Source organism: Acidovorax sp., assembly GCF_047607405.1.
Lineage (GTDB): Bacteria > Pseudomonadota > Gammaproteobacteria > Burkholderiales > Burkholderiaceae_C > Acidovorax.
This window is the reverse complement of record NZ_JASGDA010000098.1, coordinates 68,866-83,659: the sequence shown is the minus strand read 5'-3', so window position 1 is coordinate 83,659 and position 14,794 is coordinate 68,866. Positions and strand designations below refer to the sequence as shown.

General features: G+C 67.9%; 15 protein-coding genes. 3 read left to right on the top strand and 12 right to left on the bottom strand.

Annotation, left to right across the window (positions count from 1 at the left end):
• The 8 genes from QM569_RS11905 to QM569_RS11870 all read right to left on the bottom strand — a co-directional run.
• The coding region (locus tag QM569_RS11905) for a TonB-dependent receptor plug domain-containing protein (protein WP_414987441.1) at positions 1 to 575 on the bottom strand (575 nt) is incomplete at its 3' end.
• A 286-nt stretch (positions 576 to 861) separates the two neighbouring features.
• Positions 862 to 2,511, bottom strand: a complete 1,650-nt coding sequence (groL, locus tag QM569_RS11900; RefSeq protein ID WP_414987440.1) for a chaperonin GroEL — start codon at positions 2,509 to 2,511, stop codon at positions 862 to 864.
• A gap of 34 nt (positions 2,512 to 2,545) precedes the next feature.
• Positions 2,546 to 2,836: a co-chaperone GroES gene (groES, locus tag QM569_RS11895; RefSeq protein ID WP_414987439.1), complete on the bottom strand. Its 291-nt coding sequence runs from the start codon at positions 2,834 to 2,836 to the stop codon at positions 2,546 to 2,548.
• A gap of 125 nt (positions 2,837 to 2,961) precedes the next feature.
• Entirely contained in the window at positions 2,962 to 4,239 is a 1,278-nt protein-coding gene (locus QM569_RS11890) for an amino acid deaminase (RefSeq protein WP_414987438.1), read from the bottom strand.
• Entirely contained in the window at positions 4,236 to 5,267 is a 1,032-nt protein-coding gene (locus tag QM569_RS11885; RefSeq protein WP_414987437.1) for a bifunctional nicotinamide-nucleotide adenylyltransferase/Nudix hydroxylase, read from the bottom strand. Before QM569_RS11885 ends, QM569_RS11890 begins: the two co-directional genes overlap by 4 nt.
• A gap of 221 nt (positions 5,268 to 5,488) precedes the next feature.
• A complete protein-coding gene (locus QM569_RS11880; protein WP_414987436.1) occupies positions 5,489 to 7,189 on the bottom strand; it encodes an NAD+ synthase in 1,701 nt (566 codons plus the stop codon).
• Position 7,190: 1 nt separating this feature from the next.
• The gene (gene pncB, locus QM569_RS11875; RefSeq protein WP_414987435.1) at positions 7,191 to 8,387 is read right to left on the bottom strand and encodes a nicotinate phosphoribosyltransferase; all 1,197 of its coding nucleotides are present in this window, start codon (positions 8,385 to 8,387) and stop codon (positions 7,191 to 7,193) included.
• 44 nt (positions 8,388 to 8,431) lie between these two features.
• Complete coding sequence (locus QM569_RS11870; RefSeq protein WP_414987434.1) at positions 8,432 to 9,259, bottom strand: cysteine hydrolase; 828 nt, start codon at positions 9,257 to 9,259, stop codon at positions 8,432 to 8,434.
• 107 nt (positions 9,260 to 9,366) lie between these two features.
• Between QM569_RS11870 and QM569_RS11865 the strand changes: the two genes are divergently transcribed.
• Positions 9,367 to 10,029, top strand: a complete 663-nt coding sequence (locus QM569_RS11865) for an NUDIX hydrolase (RefSeq protein WP_414987433.1) — start codon at positions 9,367 to 9,369, stop codon at positions 10,027 to 10,029.
• Positions 10,030 to 10,032: 3 nt separating this feature from the next.
• Here QM569_RS11865 and QM569_RS11860 read toward each other — a convergent pair whose 3' ends face one another.
• From QM569_RS11860 to metK, 3 genes are all read right to left on the bottom strand, one after another.
• Entirely contained in the window at positions 10,033 to 10,494 is a 462-nt protein-coding gene (locus QM569_RS11860; RefSeq protein ID WP_414987432.1) for a hemerythrin domain-containing protein, read from the bottom strand.
• Positions 10,495 to 10,508: 14 nt separating this feature from the next.
• Complete coding sequence (locus tag QM569_RS11855) at positions 10,509 to 10,694, bottom strand: DUF1328 domain-containing protein (RefSeq protein WP_414987431.1); 186 nt, start codon at positions 10,692 to 10,694, stop codon at positions 10,509 to 10,511.
• Between the two features lie 117 nt (positions 10,695 to 10,811).
• Positions 10,812 to 11,993: a methionine adenosyltransferase gene (metK, locus tag QM569_RS11850; RefSeq protein ID WP_414987430.1), complete on the bottom strand. Its 1,182-nt coding sequence runs from the start codon at positions 11,991 to 11,993 to the stop codon at positions 10,812 to 10,814.
• A 130-nt stretch (positions 11,994 to 12,123) separates the two neighbouring features.
• Between metK and QM569_RS11845 the strand changes: the two genes are divergently transcribed.
• Positions 12,124 to 12,960 (top strand): lysophospholipid acyltransferase family protein, encoded by an 837-nt coding sequence (locus QM569_RS11845; RefSeq protein WP_414987429.1) that lies wholly within the window; start codon positions 12,124 to 12,126, stop codon positions 12,958 to 12,960.
• Positions 12,957 to 13,823 (top strand): lysophospholipid acyltransferase family protein, encoded by an 867-nt coding sequence (locus tag QM569_RS11840; protein ID WP_414987428.1) that lies wholly within the window; start codon positions 12,957 to 12,959, stop codon positions 13,821 to 13,823. The genes QM569_RS11845 and QM569_RS11840 overlap by 4 nt, the downstream gene beginning before the upstream one ends.
• Before the next feature lie 51 nt (positions 13,824 to 13,874).
• On the opposite strand, the gene QM569_RS11835 is transcribed toward QM569_RS11840, so the two are convergent.
• Positions 13,875 to 14,768: an alpha/beta fold hydrolase gene (locus QM569_RS11835; RefSeq protein WP_414987427.1), complete on the bottom strand. Its 894-nt coding sequence runs from the start codon at positions 14,766 to 14,768 to the stop codon at positions 13,875 to 13,877.
• Between the last annotated feature and the right edge of the window lie 26 nt (positions 14,769 to 14,794).

Here is a 14,794-nt window from a genome sequence, read left to right as displayed (position 1 = left end):
ACGGTCTGCGGCAGCGCGCGCTTGGTCACCATGTTGACGGTGCCCGCCACGCTGGAGGCCGGCGGCATGCCCGACAGCAGCACGTTCGGGCCGCGCAGCACCTCGATGCGCTCGAACATCTCCACCGGCACCTGGTTGGCCGGGGCGATGCCGTACAGGCCGTTGGTGGCGATGTCCATCGCGCCCATGTCCAGCCCGCGCAGGTTGAAGTTCTGCAGCAGGTGGTTCTTGTTGGTGGTGAAGACGACGGCGGAGTCGTTCTCCAGCACGTCCTGCAGCGTCAGGGCCGACCAGTCCTCGGCCAGCTCGCGGGTGTAGGCGTTGACGTGCACGGGCGCGTCCACGATGGACGTGGCGCCCAGAATGCCCAGGCGCGCGCCCGACGCGGCCTTGTGGCCGGGGGCGCGCACGGGCAGGTCCTCGCGCTCGTACTTGCTGCGCACGTTGACCTGCTCCAGCGTGGGCGTGGCCGAGGCGTCGGCGGTCTGTGCCGACGCGGACGTGGCGCCGAAGGCGATCAGCGCCAGGGCAATGGGTGTGAGCCGGATGGCGGCGGTGGTGGCTTTGGTGGACATGGTTTTTTCAGCGGTTCATACAAATAAAAACTATTCGCATTCTAACAAGTTTGTAACAAATCCACTATCCCCTGGGTGCGTCGAAGTGCCGATGTTCATGTGCCAAATAGGGCGCCACCCCTTATGCAGAAAGCACCACCAGCTATTGAAACCATAGTGTTGCAGACGCGCATCAAGCTGGTGCGTGGATGCGCCAGACCGGTCAGCGTGCCACCACCCACTGCATAGAAAAAAGCCCCGCAGGCTTGGCGCCTGCGGGGCTTTTTGTATTGGCGAGGGGCCGGTATTACATACCCATGCCGCCCATGCCACCCATACCGCCCATGTCGGGCATGCCGCCAGCGGCGGGGGCGTCGTCCTTCGGGGCCTCGGCCACCATGGCTTCGGTCGTCAGCAGCAGGGACGCCACGGAAGCGGCGTTCTGCAGAGCCGTGCGCGTGACCTTGGTGGGGTCCAGAATGCCCATCTCGATCATGTCGCCATACGTGTCGTTGGCGGCGTTGAAGCCGTAGTTGCCCTTGCCGTTCAGCACCGCGTTGACCACCACGCTCGGCTCGCCGCCGGCGTTATAGACGATCTCGCGCAGGGGCGCTTCGATGGCCTTCAGGATCAGGCGCACGCCAGCGTCCTGGTCGGCGTTGTCACCCTTGATCTCGCCAGCGGACTGGCGGGCGCGCAGCAGGGCCACGCCGCCACCGGCCACGATGCCTTCTTCCACCGCAGCGCGGGTGGCGTGCAGGGCGTCTTCCACGCGGGCCTTCTTTTCCTTCATCTCGACTTCGGTGGCTGCGCCGACCTTGATGACGGCGACGCCGCCTGCCAGCTTGGCCACGCGCTCTTGCAGCTTCTCGCGGTCGTAGTCGCTGGTGGCTTCCTCGATCTGGATGCGGATTTGCTTGACGCGCGCTTCGATGTCAGCGGCGGCGCCAGCGCCGTCGATGATGATGGTGTTTTCCTTGCCCACTTCGATGCGCTTGGCCTGGCCCAGGTCGGCCAGCGTCACCTTCTCCAAGGACAGGCCCACTTCTTCAGCGATGACCTTGCCGCCCGTCAGGATGGCTATGTCTTCCAGCATGGCCTTGCGGCGGTCGCCGAAGCCAGGGGCCTTGACGGCCACGACCTTCAGGATGCCGCGGATGGTGTTGACCACCAGCGTCGCCAGGGCTTCGCCCTCGACTTCTTCGGCAATGATCAGCAGCGGACGGCCAGCTTTGGCCACTTGCTCCAGCGTGGGCAGCAGGTCGCGGATGTTGCTGATCTTCTTGTCGAACAGCAGCACGAAGGGGTTGTCCAGCAGGGCGGCCTGCTTTTCGGGGTTGTTGATGAAGTAGGGCGACAGGTAGCCGCGGTCGAACTGCATGCCTTCCACGACATCCAGCTCGTTGTTCAGGCTCTTGCCGTCTTCGACGGTGATGACGCCTTCCTTGCCCACCTTGTCCATCGCGTCGGCGATGATCTGGCCGATGGAGGAGTCGCTGTTGGCGGAGATGGAGCCGACCTGGGCGATTTCCTTGGAAGTCGTCGTGGGCTTGGAAGCCTTCTTCAGCTCTTCCACCAGGGCCGCCACGGCCTTGTCGATGCCGCGCTTGAGGTCCATGGGGTTCAGGCCGGCGGCCACGTACTTGCTGCCTTCGCGCACGATGGCCTGGGCCAGCACGGTGGCGGTGGTCGTGCCGTCACCGGCGTTGTCGCTGGTCTTGGAGGCCACTTCCTTCACGAGCTGCGCGCCCATGTTCTGCAGCTTGTCCTTGAGTTCGATTTCCTTGGCGACGGACACGCCGTCCTTGGTCACCGTGGGGGCGCCGAACGAGCGCTCCAGCACCACGTTGCGGCCCTTGGGGCCCAGGGTCACTTTCACTGCATTGGCGAGGATGTTCACGCCTTCGACCATGCGGGCGCGGGCTTCGCCGCCGAAAACTACGTCTTTTGCTGCCATTTTTTACTCCAAATATTTGTCAGTCAGTGGTTGCTTACTTTTCGACCACGGCAAACAGGTCGTCTTCCTTCATGACCAGCAGCTCGTCGCCCTTGACCTTGACGGTCTGGCCCGAGTACTTGCCGAACAGAACGCGGTCCCCGACCTTCACGTTCAGGGCGACGCGCTCGCCCTTGTCGTTCAACTTGCCGGGGCCCACGGCCAGCACTTCACCTTGATCGGGCTTTTCAGCGGCGTTGTCAGGGATCACGATGCCCGAGGCGGTCGTGGTTTCGCTTTCGATACGCTTGACGATCACGCGATCGTGCAGGGGGCGAAGGTTCATTTGCAGTGCTCCTGTTTTCAATGAGAGGTGGAAAAACGGTTTCCGGCAGGGGTGTTGTTAGCACTCGTGTCGGGTGAGTGCTAATGATACGGGCATTTTTTGCCGTTTCAAGACGTGCCGGGTCTTCAAAAACAGGTGCGGACGGCTCCCGTCACCGCTTCGTCGTCCTCCACCAGCGCCAGCCAGCGCCATTTGTCGAAAGTGGTGCAGGGGTGCGATATGCCCAAGGCGACGCGGTCGCCCACGGCGGGGGCGGGGCTGGCGGGGTGAAAGCGCAGGTGGGCGTGCTGGTCGCTCAGGGCCTTGACCGACCAGCCCGCCGGGGCCTGCCGCGCCGTGCGCTCGCCGCGTGGCGCCCAGCGGGCGGGTGTGGGCATGTCGATGTCGTGCGACAGGTCGCGCCGCCCGCCGGTCAGCAGCGCCAGGCCGGGCTCGGGCACGGACTGCACCATCGTCCACACTTCCAGCGCGGGGCGCAGCGAGGCGTCCAGCCCCTCGCGCTGCTCCACCAGGCGCAGGTAGCGCTGGTAGTTGCCGTGGTCGTGCGTGAGGTAGCAGCCCGAGCGCAGCACGCCCTGCACGGGGCGCGACAGGCCCTGCGGGCGCAGCAGGGGCAGCACCAGGTCGAACACCGCCGAGCCGCCTGCCGTCAGCAGGATGGTGTCCTCATCGGCAAACAGGCCCTGCGCGTCGCACTGGCGCACGGCGTCATGAACGCGGCGCACCAGGGCCGTCACCTCGCGGGTGTCGTACACGTTGTCGCAGCGGGCCGCGCCGCCCTCGTAGCACTCCACGCCGCAAAGGCGCGCGGCGGGCGATCGGGCGATGGCCTGCGCCACGGCCAGGGCTTCTTCCAAGGTGCGGCAGCCGGTGCGAAAGCCGTGTACGCCCATTTCCAGCAGCACGTCAAAGCGCCGCGCGGCCTGCCTGCGGGCGGCCCAGTCCTCGATCAAGCGCAACTGCGCCAGCGAATCGACCAGGAACCACACGCGCAAGTGCGCATGCTTTTGCAGCAAGGCGTGCAGGCCGTCCAGGTCGGCGTCGCAGACCACCTGGTTGGCGATGATGGCGCGGCGCACGCCCGCTTCTTGCACGCCCACCGCCAACTGGTGGACGGTGGCAAAGGTCAGGCCCCAGGCCCCCGCGTCCAACTGCATGCGGAACAGTTCGGGCGACATGGTGGTCTTGCCGTGCGGCGCCAGCGCCACGCCCTTGCGCGCGGCGTAGTCCTGCATCCAGGCCAGGTTGTGCTGCAGCGCCGGGCGGCGCAGCACGGCCAGCGGGTAGGCCAGGTCGTCGGCCAGCACGTTCCAGCCCCGGGCCGCCAGGTCGGCGGCGCGGCAGGGGGTGGCGGTTTGCGGGTAGCTCTTGTAATTGCGGTCGAGGGTGAAGTCGCCGGTCATGACGTGAGGCCCAGGAAGTGGTCCAGCATGTGGAAGTGGTCCTCGAAGAACGCTTCTTCCATGCCCGCCAATTGCGCGATGGGCGTCCACTGCACCTGCGCCGCGTCGTCATCGGCCCGCACCGCCGGGAAGGGCGCGCTGCCCAGGTCGAAGTAGTGCGCGTGCGTGATGGTGCGCCCGCGCTGGCTGCGGTCGGGGTGGTCGAACACGGCCACCTCGCGCAGCGCGGCGCGCAGGGCGGCCTCGGGCAGGTCGCAGTGGGTTTCCTCGGCCAGCTCGCGCAGGCAGGACTGCCACACCGTCTCGCGCTGTTCGATGAAGCCGCCGGGCACGGCCAACTGACCCTTGCCGGGCGCGTGGGCGCGGCGGATGAGCAGCACGTGGTTCTGGCAGCGCAGCACGGCATCCACGGTGACGAAGACGGGCGGGTAGGGCGCTGCCGCCCAGGCCGCGCGGTAGGCGCGCAGCATGCGCCATTCCTCTTGCAAGGCGGGGTAGTGCGGCGTGTGGGCGAAGCGCTCCAGCGCGGCGATGGTGCTGGGCGGGATTTCGTCGGCCAGCGGGGCCAGCGCCGCGCGCGCGGTGGCCGGCGTGGCGGCAAAGAAGGCGTCGCGGATGGCGGTGGCGTCGATGTGGCCCTGGCGCTCCACGTGGATGAGCCGCCAATCGGGGAAGGCGCTCAGGTAGCTGCTGGTGGCGTCCTTGAAGTGGCCGACCAGGCCGATGTCCGCACCCGGCCCGGCGATGGCGGCCACGCCTTGGATGACGGCCTGTACCCACACGGCCTCGTTGTAGTAGTCGCGCATGCTCAGGACGTGTACGCGGGCGCGGTCGGCCTCGGGCAGGGCGTCGCGCAGCATGGCCTCGCGCTCCTGCCAGGTAAACGGGTTCTTGGGCGAGCGCGCCTGCCAGGCGGAACCGATGACCACGATCACCTGCCGGGCGCTGGCGAGGGCGCGCTGCACCAGGGCCATGTGGCCGGAGTGGATGGGCTGGAAGCGGCCTATGTAGATGGCGGTGTCGTGCATGGATTTTGAATGAAATTGGCCTCTAGAGCTTGCTGGATAAGCGCAAGCAGCTATTATTTTGGGAGTGAACCGTTGGTGCGCTGTGATGGCGCAGCCCATGAAACTGGCGCGGCCCAAGCCAGCGGACGCCGCGCAAGGGCCGCCCCGCCGCGCTGGCGTCGTCCCCCTTCCCACGCGCAGCGTGAGAGAAGGGGGAAGCCGCGAAGCGGCTCAGGGGGTTGTCACGCATACTTGGCCGCAATCGGCATCTGCCGCCCACTGCCGAACGCGCGGGGCCGCACGCGCAGGATGGGCGGGGCCTGGCGGCGCTTGTATTCGTTGCGCGCCACCATCATGCGCACGCGCTGCACCAGGGCGCGGCCTGACTCGTCCTCTTGCAGCCTGGCGACGAACGCCTGCGCGGCGGCATGTTCGGCGGGGGCCAGTCGCTCGCCTTCGATGAGCAGCTTGAGCACCTCGTCCAGCACCGGGTAGGGCGGCAGGCTGTCCACGTCGCGCTGGCCCGGGGCCAGTTCGGCGGACGGTTCCTTGTCGATGATGGCCTGCGGGATCAGTTCGCGCCCGGCCTGGGCGTTGACGTGGCGCGCGAGCGCGAACACTTCCGTCTTGTACAGGTCGCCGATGAGGCCCAGGCCGCCGTTGGTGTCGCCGTACAGCGTGCAGTAGCCCACCGAGATTTCGGACTTGTTGCCCGTGGTGAGCAGCAGGTGGCCGAAGGCGTTGGAGTATTCCATCAGCACCGTGCCGCGGATGCGCGCTTGCAGGTTTTCCAGCGGCAGCCCTTGCAGCGGCTGGCCGAAGCTCGCCTCGTACTGCCGCGCGTAGCCCGCCACCAGGTCGGCGATGGGGTGCGTGTGCAGTTGCACGCCCAGGTTGCGGCAGAGCGTGACGGAATCATCGACCGAGCCGCTGCTGGAGTAGCGCGAGGGCATGGTGATGCCCACCACGTTCTCTGGCCCCAGCGCCTGCGCGGCCAGGGCCAGGGTGAGCGCGCTGTCGATGCCGCCCGAGCTGCCCACCACCACCTGCGTGAAGCCGCAGCGGCGCGCGTAGTCGCGCAAGCCCAGCAGGATTTGCTGGCGGTAGAACTCCATGGTGGGCAGGCCCTCGGCAGGCACGGGCGCGGGGCGCGCGCCGTCCGCCGTGAAGAAGCGGCCGTTGTCGAAGCACAGCGTGCGCAAGTCCTCGACGAAGCGCGGGGCCTCGAAGACGATGCCTGCATCCGGCTCGGCGGCGAAGGACGCGCCGTCATAGACCACCTGGTCGTGCCCGCCGACCTGGTTCACGTACAGGATGGGCAGGCCGTGGCGGCGCGACGAGCCGCCGAAGAGCTGGTGGCGCTGCTCGCGCTTGCCGATGTGGCTGGGGCTGGCGTTGATGCTGATGACCAGGTCGGGCGCGGCGTCGCGCAGGCGCTCGAAGGGGTTGGTGGCGTAGTCCGTGCCGTGGTCGTTCCAGCCGTCCTCGCACACCAGCAGGCCCACTTGCGTGCTGCCCACGCGCAGCACCTTGGCCACGTCGGGGCCGGGCTCGAAGTGGCGGCGCTCGTCGAAGATGTTGTAGGTGGGCAATAGCTGCTTGGCGTACTGCAGGCGCACGGCGCCGTTATGCAGCACGACCAGGCTGTTGTGCAGCCGCTTGCCGGGGCCGGTGGCGGGCGTGGGCGCGCCGACCACCCAGTGCAGCGCGGGCAGCTGTGCCGACGCCTTTTGCAGCGCGGCCAGGCCGTCCTGCACGCGCTGGAGGAAGGGCGCCTCGTCCAGCATGTCGCCGGGGTAGTAGCCGCACAGCGCGAGTTCGCTGAACACAACGATGTCGGCGTTGTCGCTGGCCGCCTGGCGCGCGGCGGCCACCATGCGCTCGACGTTGCCTTCGATGTCGCCCACGGTGAAATTGAGTTGGGCCAGGGTGATGCGCAGCACGCTACGACTCCTTCACGTTGAACACCTGGCGCAGATAGGCCAGGAAGGTCGCATCGTCGCACAGCGTCTTGCCCGGCGTGTCCGACAGCTTGGCGACGGGCTGGCCGTTGGCGCGAACGACCTTCATCACGATGTTGAGGGGCTTCATCTCTGGCGCGTCGCCCATGTCGTTGGTGAGGTTGGTGCCAATGCCAAAGCCCAGTTGCGTGCGGTCGCCGAAGTGGCGGTAGAGCATGAGGGCACGCTCCAAAGTGAGGCCGTCGGAGAACACCAGCCGCTTGGTGTGCGCGTCGATGCGCAGGCGGGCGTAGTGCGCCAGCGCCTTCTCGCCCCAGGCCACGGGGTCGCCCGAGTCGTGGCGCAGGCCGTCGAACAGCTTGGCGAAGTACAGGTCGAAGTCGGCCAGGAAGGCGTCCATGCCCACGGTGTCGGTCAGCGCTATCCCCAGGTCGCCCCGGTATTCCTGCACCCAGTCTTCCAGCGCGGCCTTTTGAAAGTCGCGCAGCCGCACGCCCAGCGCCTGGTAGGTCTGCAGGTATTCGTGCGCCATGGTGCCGATGGGCACCAGGTTCAAATCGCGCGCCAGCAGCACGTTGCTGGTGCCCTTGAACCACTGCGGCGCCTGCTGCGCGAAGGTCTGCACCACCTCGCGCTGCCAGGGGCCGCTGTAGCGGCGGCGCAGGCCGAAGTCGAACAGCTCGAAGGGGTGGCGCAGCGTGGCCTGTTGCGCCAAATCCTGTAGCTGCCTGACCTTGGCGGCCAGGCGCTGGCGGCCTTGCGCCAGGGCGGCGGCGGCGTCGAAGCGGCGGAAGTACAGCTCGTTGACGATGGCGAGCACGAAGATCTCGAAGCCCATCACGTGGACCTGCGGGCCGCGCGCGATGATCGACAGGTGCTCGCCCTCGGCCCGCGCCTCGATGAAGTTGCGCTGGAACTGGAAGAGGCGCAGGAAGTCGATGAAGTCGCTCTTGATGAAGCGCAGCGAGGCCAGGTAGTCCAGTTCGTCCGGGCGAAAGCGCAGCGCACACAGCTCGTCCAGCGCGGCATTCACGTCGGGCAGCAGCTCGGCCAGCGGGTACTGCGGCTGGTTGCGGCAGACGAAGCGGTATTCGCTCTGCGTCTGCGGGTGGCGGTGCAGCAGGGCCTGCCACATGGTGAACTTGTAGAGGTCGGTGTCGAGCAGGCTGGTGATGACCATGGTTACTCCTTTATTGATAGCTGCTTGTGCTTGCTACATAAGCGCTAGAGGCCGATTTGACTGATATTTTCCAGCCGCACGCCCTGGGCGCGCATGGCGTCCAGGAAGGCTTGTTGCTGCGCCTCGAACCCGCCCACGGGGCTGATGCAGTCCGTCAGCAGCACGATGCTGCGGCCAGCGCGCGCGGGCAGGTGCTGCACGATGTGCTCGGTGGTGGCGCGCACGCAGTGGCTGCCCGCCTCGCCCGCGATGAGCAGCACGTCCGCCGCGTCCAGCGCGGCAAGCAGGCGGGTGTTGAGGGAGGTGCCGGGGTCGCCGGCGTCCACCACCTCGGCCTGGATGGCGCTGTAGTGCTCCGTCCACGGGTTCATGCCCTTGAACACGTTGTCTATGGCGCGCTGGCGCTGCAACTGCCAGTCGCCGCAGGCGGCCAGCACGTCGGCATGTACGCCGTGGCCCCAACTGCCGATCTCGCAATGCACGGGCCAGACCATGAGCGTGTAGCGGCCCTGGGCTTCCAGCGCGTCCAGGTAGGCCAGGGTGCGCGGCAGGGCGGCGGCGTTGCGCGGCGCATAGTCGCCCGCGCGCACCTGGGCGGCGGTGATGGGCGTGAACGGGGCCACCGCGCCGCCGCCTGCCTGCTGCCAGAAGCCGGGGTGGGCGATGTCGAAGCGCTGGTGCGAGTCCAGCGTGACGGTGATGCCGTCCAGCGCACCGGCATGCGTGCGGATGAAGCCCGCCAGGCGCTGCATGTCGGCATGCGCGCCCGCCACGGGCAGGCTGGGGGCGCGGCCTGCGGGCCGATAGTCGGCAGGCAGGTCGCAGAAGTCGTTCTGCGGGTCGATCACCAGAAGCTGGATGTTGCGGGCCATGGTCTTCTCCTTTCGAGTGAGGCCAGTGTATTCCTGTTAATTTAAATTTGCAACTAACTAACCAAAGAGAGGGATTGCAGAGTTCTTTCATGCCTGAAAATAAGCCCATGACCGAGCCGACCATCCTCTGCACCGTCGATGTGGTGCTGCTGACCCTGGCGCACGGCGCCCTGCACGTGGCCCTGGTGCGCCGCGACCGCGCGCCGTTCGCCGGGCAACTCGCGCTGCCCGGCGGCTACATCCATGCGCAGGAAGACGTGGACGCCCAGGCCAGCGCGGTGCGCGTGCTGCGCGACAAGGCGGGGCTGGAGAGTCCGTACCTGGAGCAGCTCGCCACCTTCAGCGGCGCGGTGCGCGACCCGCGCGGCTGGTCCGTGGCGGTGGCCTATTGCGCGCTGGTGCCTGCCGAGGCCCTGGCCGCGTCCGGCGTACACCTGGCGCCCGTGGACGGCCTGCCGCCGCTGCCCTTCGACCACCGCGACATCGTTCGCACGGCAGTGGAGCGCGTGCGCAGCAAAAGCCAGTATTCGTCGCTGCCCGTACACCTGTGCGCCGAGCCGTTCACGCTGCCGCAATTGCAGGCGGTCTATGAGGCCGTGCTGGGCGAGCCGCTCAACAAGGTGAGCTTTCGCCGCAAGGTGGACGAGCTGGCCATGCTGGAGCCCGTACCCGGCGCCCTGCAAACGGGCGGCGCGCACCGGCCCGCGCAGCTCTACCGCGTGCGCGCGCCGTACCGGCGCAGCCTGTCGCTCAGTGCCCGGGGTTTGTGACATTCAGGCTGCGGCGGCCTTGGCGTCCTCGTAGTCGGCCAGGTAGTCCCGCGCCAGGGCCGTCTTCTGCTGGGCGGTCAGCAGCTTGCCGGCCATCTGGAAGAACTTGCGCTCTTCTTCCTCCAGGTGGTGGTGTACCTTCTCCGAGAGCTTCCTGGCCCTCGCCAGCCAGCCGGGGCTGGACGGGTCGGTCTTCTCCAGGTCTTCCACCAGCTCGTCGATCTCATGGTGCTCGGCGATGGCGTGGCGCGACAGGTCCATGCCCGCGTCGTGCTGCATCAGCGGCACGTAGAAGTGCCGGTCCTCGGCCAGCGTGTGGGCGGCAAGCTCCTCGCGCAAGTCCTTGAACAAGGCGTGGCGCTCGGGCGTGTCGCCGCTGGTTTGCAGCACTTGCAGGGCCAGGGAGCGCTGCAGTTCGTGGCTTTCGCGCAGGGCTTCGAAGATGTTGCTGGGTGTGTCTGCCATGGTGCGTTCCCGGTTCACTTGAGCATCTTGCGTGCGGCGCCCACGCCCACGGCGGCCAGTATCACGAACAGCACCGCCAGCACGAGGAACAGCACGAACAGCACCTTGGCGATGCCCGCCGCGCCCGCAGCCACTCCGGTAAAACCCAGCGCGCCCGCGACCAATGAGATCAGGGCAAAGATGATGGCGTACTTCAGCATGGTGATCGCTCCTTGAATGGGGTGCGGGAACGATAGGGGCGCGCCTGGCGGGCGACCGTCAGCGCGAAGGGGCCGTGGGTGTAGGAAAAGAACGGCAGCAGAGGCGTGGCAGCGCGGTTACAGCCCCGCCGCTGCGCGCAGTGCGGCAGATTTGTCGGTTCTCTCCCAGGTGAATTCCGGCTCCTCGCGCCCGAAGTGCCCGTAGGCCGCGGTCTTCTGGTAGATGGGCCGCAGCAGGTCCAGCATCTGGATGATGCCCTTGGGCCGCAGGTCGAAGTGCGCGCGCACCAGTTGGGCGATCTGCGCGTCGGGGATGACGCCCGTGCCCTCGGTATAGACGGTGATGTTCATCGGCTCGGCCACGCCAATCGCATAGGCCACCTGGATCTGGCACTGCCGCGCCAGCCCCGCGGCCACGACGTTCTTGGCCACGTAGCGCGCGGCGTAGGCGGCGCTGCGGTCCACCTTCGTCGGGTCCTTGCCGCTGAACGCGCCGCCGCCATGCGGGCAGGCGCCGCCATAGGTGTCCACGATGATCTTGCGGCCCGTGAGGCCGCAGTCGCCCTGCGGCCCGCCGATGACGAAGCGGCCCGTGGGGTTGATGAGGTAGCGCGTGTCCTTGAGCCACTCCTTGGGCAGCACGGGCTTGATGATTTCCTCGATCACCGCGTCGATGAAGCTCTGCTTCATCCTGGTGGCGGTTTCCGACTGGTCGGGGTGGTGCTGGGTGGACAGCACCACGGTGTCGATGCTGTGCGGCTTGCCGTCCACGTAGCGCATCGTCACTTGCGACTTGGCGTCGGGCCGCAGGAAGGGCAGGCGGCCGTCCTTGCGCAACTGCGCCTGGCGCTCGACCAGGCGGTGCGCGTAGTAGATGGGCGCGGGCATCAGCTCGGGCGTTTCGTCGCAGGCGTAGCCGAACATCAGGCCCTGGTCGCCCGCGCCGGTGTTCAGGTGGTCGTCGCTCGCATGGTCCACACCCTGGGCGATGTCGTTGCTCTGCTTGTCATAGGCCACGAGCACGGCACAGCCTTTGTAGTCGATGCCGTAGTCGGTGTTGTCGTAGCCGATGCGCTTGATGGTGTCGCGCGCCACCTGGATGTAGTCCACGTGCGCGTTGGTGGTGATCTCGCCCGCCAGCACGACGAGGCCGGTATTGGTCAGCGTTTCGGCGGCGACGCGCGAGCGGGGGTCCTGCGCGAAGATTGCATCGAGGATCGCGTCCGAGATCTGGTCGGCCACCTTGTCGGGGTGGCCTTCGGAGACCGATTCGGAAGTGAAGAGAAAGTCGTTCGCCATTTGAATAAACTCCTGTGTCGCGGCATTTGGGCGTTGCCCTCAGCCTTGGGAGCTTTGGCGAACGCTTTAGCAGAATTTTTTAACGTCGCCCTGCAAGTTGCTCATTTAACTCAGCGACCCGCCCATTTTAATGCCAGTCGTCTTTCGCTTTTTCTCCATCTTTCCGCTGTGGTTGCTGCATGTCGTGGGTGCGGCCATGGGCTGGGCGGCATTCGCGGCCTCGGCCACCTACCGCCGCCGCTTCCTCGCCAACGCGGCGCTGGCGGGCTACCGCTTTGGCGAGGTGCGCGCCGCCGTCGCCCATGCGGGCCGCATGGTGGCCGAACTGCCGCGCCTGTGGCTGGGCGCGCCGCTGCCCAGCCGCCTGGTGAACCAGGCCTGCGTGGAGCGGGCCTACGAGGCCGGGCGCGGCATCGTCTATCTCACGCCGCACCTGGGCTGCTTCGAGCTGTCGGCCCAGGTGGGCGCGCGCGAATGGGGCCCGGCGCACGGGCCCATCACCGTGCTCTACCGCCCCGCGCGCCAGCCCTGGCTGGCCCGGGTGATGGCCACCGCCCGCAACCGCCCCGGCATGCAGGCCGTGCCCACCACGCTGGCGGGCGTGCGGCAGATGATCAAGGCGCTGCGCCGCGGCCAGGCCGTGGGTCTGCTGCCCGACCAGGTGCCGCCCGAGGGCCAGGGCCTGTGGACGCCCTTTTTTGGCCGCGACGCCTACACCATGACCCTGGCCGCGCGCCTGGCGCAGCAGACCGGCGCGGCCGTGGTGCTGGCGCGCTGCGAGCGCCTGCCCTGGGGCCGGGGCTTCGTCACGCATTTCGAGACGCTGCCCGAGCCGCTGTCCAGCCAGATCGAGGCCGCCACGCTGCAGATCAACCAGGCCATGGAGCGGCTCATCCGCCAATGCCCGGCGCAGTACCTGTGGGGCTATGCGCGCTACAAGCAGCCGCGCGCCGAGGTGGGCGTATGACGGGTCGCCTGGGCGTGTGGTTCATGCGCGTGCTGGCGCGCCTGCCGCTGCCGGTGCTGCGCGGCCTGGGCTGGCTGATCGGGCGCACCCTGTTCGTGCTGGCCGCGCCGCGCCGCCGTGTGGCGCTGCGCAACCTGGCGCTGTGCTACCCCGATGTGCCCGAGGCGCAGCGCCGCGCCTGGGCGCAAGAGACTTTCGTGCGCTTCTCGCAGTCGTGGCTGGACCGCAGCTGGCTGTGGTCCGCGCCGCGCGAGGTGGTGCTGCGGCGGGTCCAGCTGACCGGCGCGCTGGACGAGCTGGAAGGCGACACGCCCACCATCATCTTCGCGCCGCACTTCTACGGCATGGACGCGGGCGGCTCGGCGCTGACGCTGCACACGCCGCGCGCGTTCACGTCCATCTTTTCCACGCACCCCGACCCTGCCGTGGACGCCTGGTTCCGCGAGGGCCGCCAGCGCTTTGGCGACGTGCGCATGCTCAACCGCAACGACGGCGTCAAGCCCATCATCGCCAACCTGCGCAAGGGCGGCCTCTTGTACCTGCTTCCGGACATGGACTTTGGCCGCAACGACTCGGTGTTCGTGCCGTTCTTCGGCGTGCGGGCGGCCACCGTGCCGTCGCTGTCGCGCTTCGCGCGGCTGGGCCGGGCCAAGGTGATTGCCATGGTCACGCGGCTCACGCCCACGGGCTACGTGGCGGAGATCACGCCCGCCTGGCCCGGCTACCCCACGGACGATGCCGAGGCGGACACGGCGCTGATGAACGCCCATTTGCAGCGCTACATCGACGTGTCGCCCGGGCAGTACTACTGGGTCCACAAGCGCTTCAAGACGCGGCCCGAGGGCGAGCCCTCGGTGTATTGAACTTCAAGCCAAATTGGCCTCTAGCGCTTATCCAGCAAGCGCAAGCAGCTATCAATTTTGTAGAAAACGCGCCAGTTCCTGCGCCACCCGTTCGGGCTGCTCGTGGACGATCCAGTGCGATGCGTTCTCCACAGGCCGCACCGTGAGCTGCGGCACCCAGTCCGGCAGGCCGTCGAGCAGGCAGGGCAGCAGGGCCGGATCGTCCATGGCCCAGAGGACGAGCGTGGGTACGTGTACCGTCAGCATCCCGGGCGGCAGCGCCAAGGGCTGGTCGCCGGGGCGCGGCGGGCGCACGGGGCTGGCGCGGTAGTAGTTGCACGCGCCCGTCAGGCCCTGCTGCCACAGCGCGCGGTACTGCGCGCGCACGGCGTCGGTCAGCCAGGCGGGGGCCGTGCCGTCGGGCGTGTTGAAGAAGCCGAACAGGCGGCGGAAGCCGTTCTCGGTCAGCAGCGCTTCGGCGTCCGGGCGGCACAGGAAGTGGATGTACTGGCTGGCGGCCTGCTGCGCCGGGTTGTGCTGCAGTTCGCGCAGGAAGGCGCCGAGGTGCGGCGCGTTCAGGATGGCCAGGCGCTTCATGCGCTGCGGATGCTGGTTGGCCACGTTCCACGCCACGGCGCCGCCCCAGTCGTGCGCCACCAGGCATTCGATGGGGCCGCTGGCCGACTCGGCGTCGATCAGCGCGGCGATGTCCTGCACCAGGTGTTTGGCGCGGTACGCCTGCACGTCGGCGGGGCTGCTCGACGGGCCGTAGCCGCGCAGGTACGGGGCCACGCAGCGGTAGCCGCCGTTTTCGGGGCGCGAGAAATGCGCCAGCTGCTCGTCCCAGATGAAGGCGCCTTCGGGAAAGCCGTGCAGGAACAGCAGCACGGGGCGGCCCGCCACGCCGCTCACGCGGCATTCCAGGGTGATGCCGTGGGGCAGGGCAGTGGAGCGGGTTTCGATCATGGCGCTATTCCTTTGATAGCTGCCAG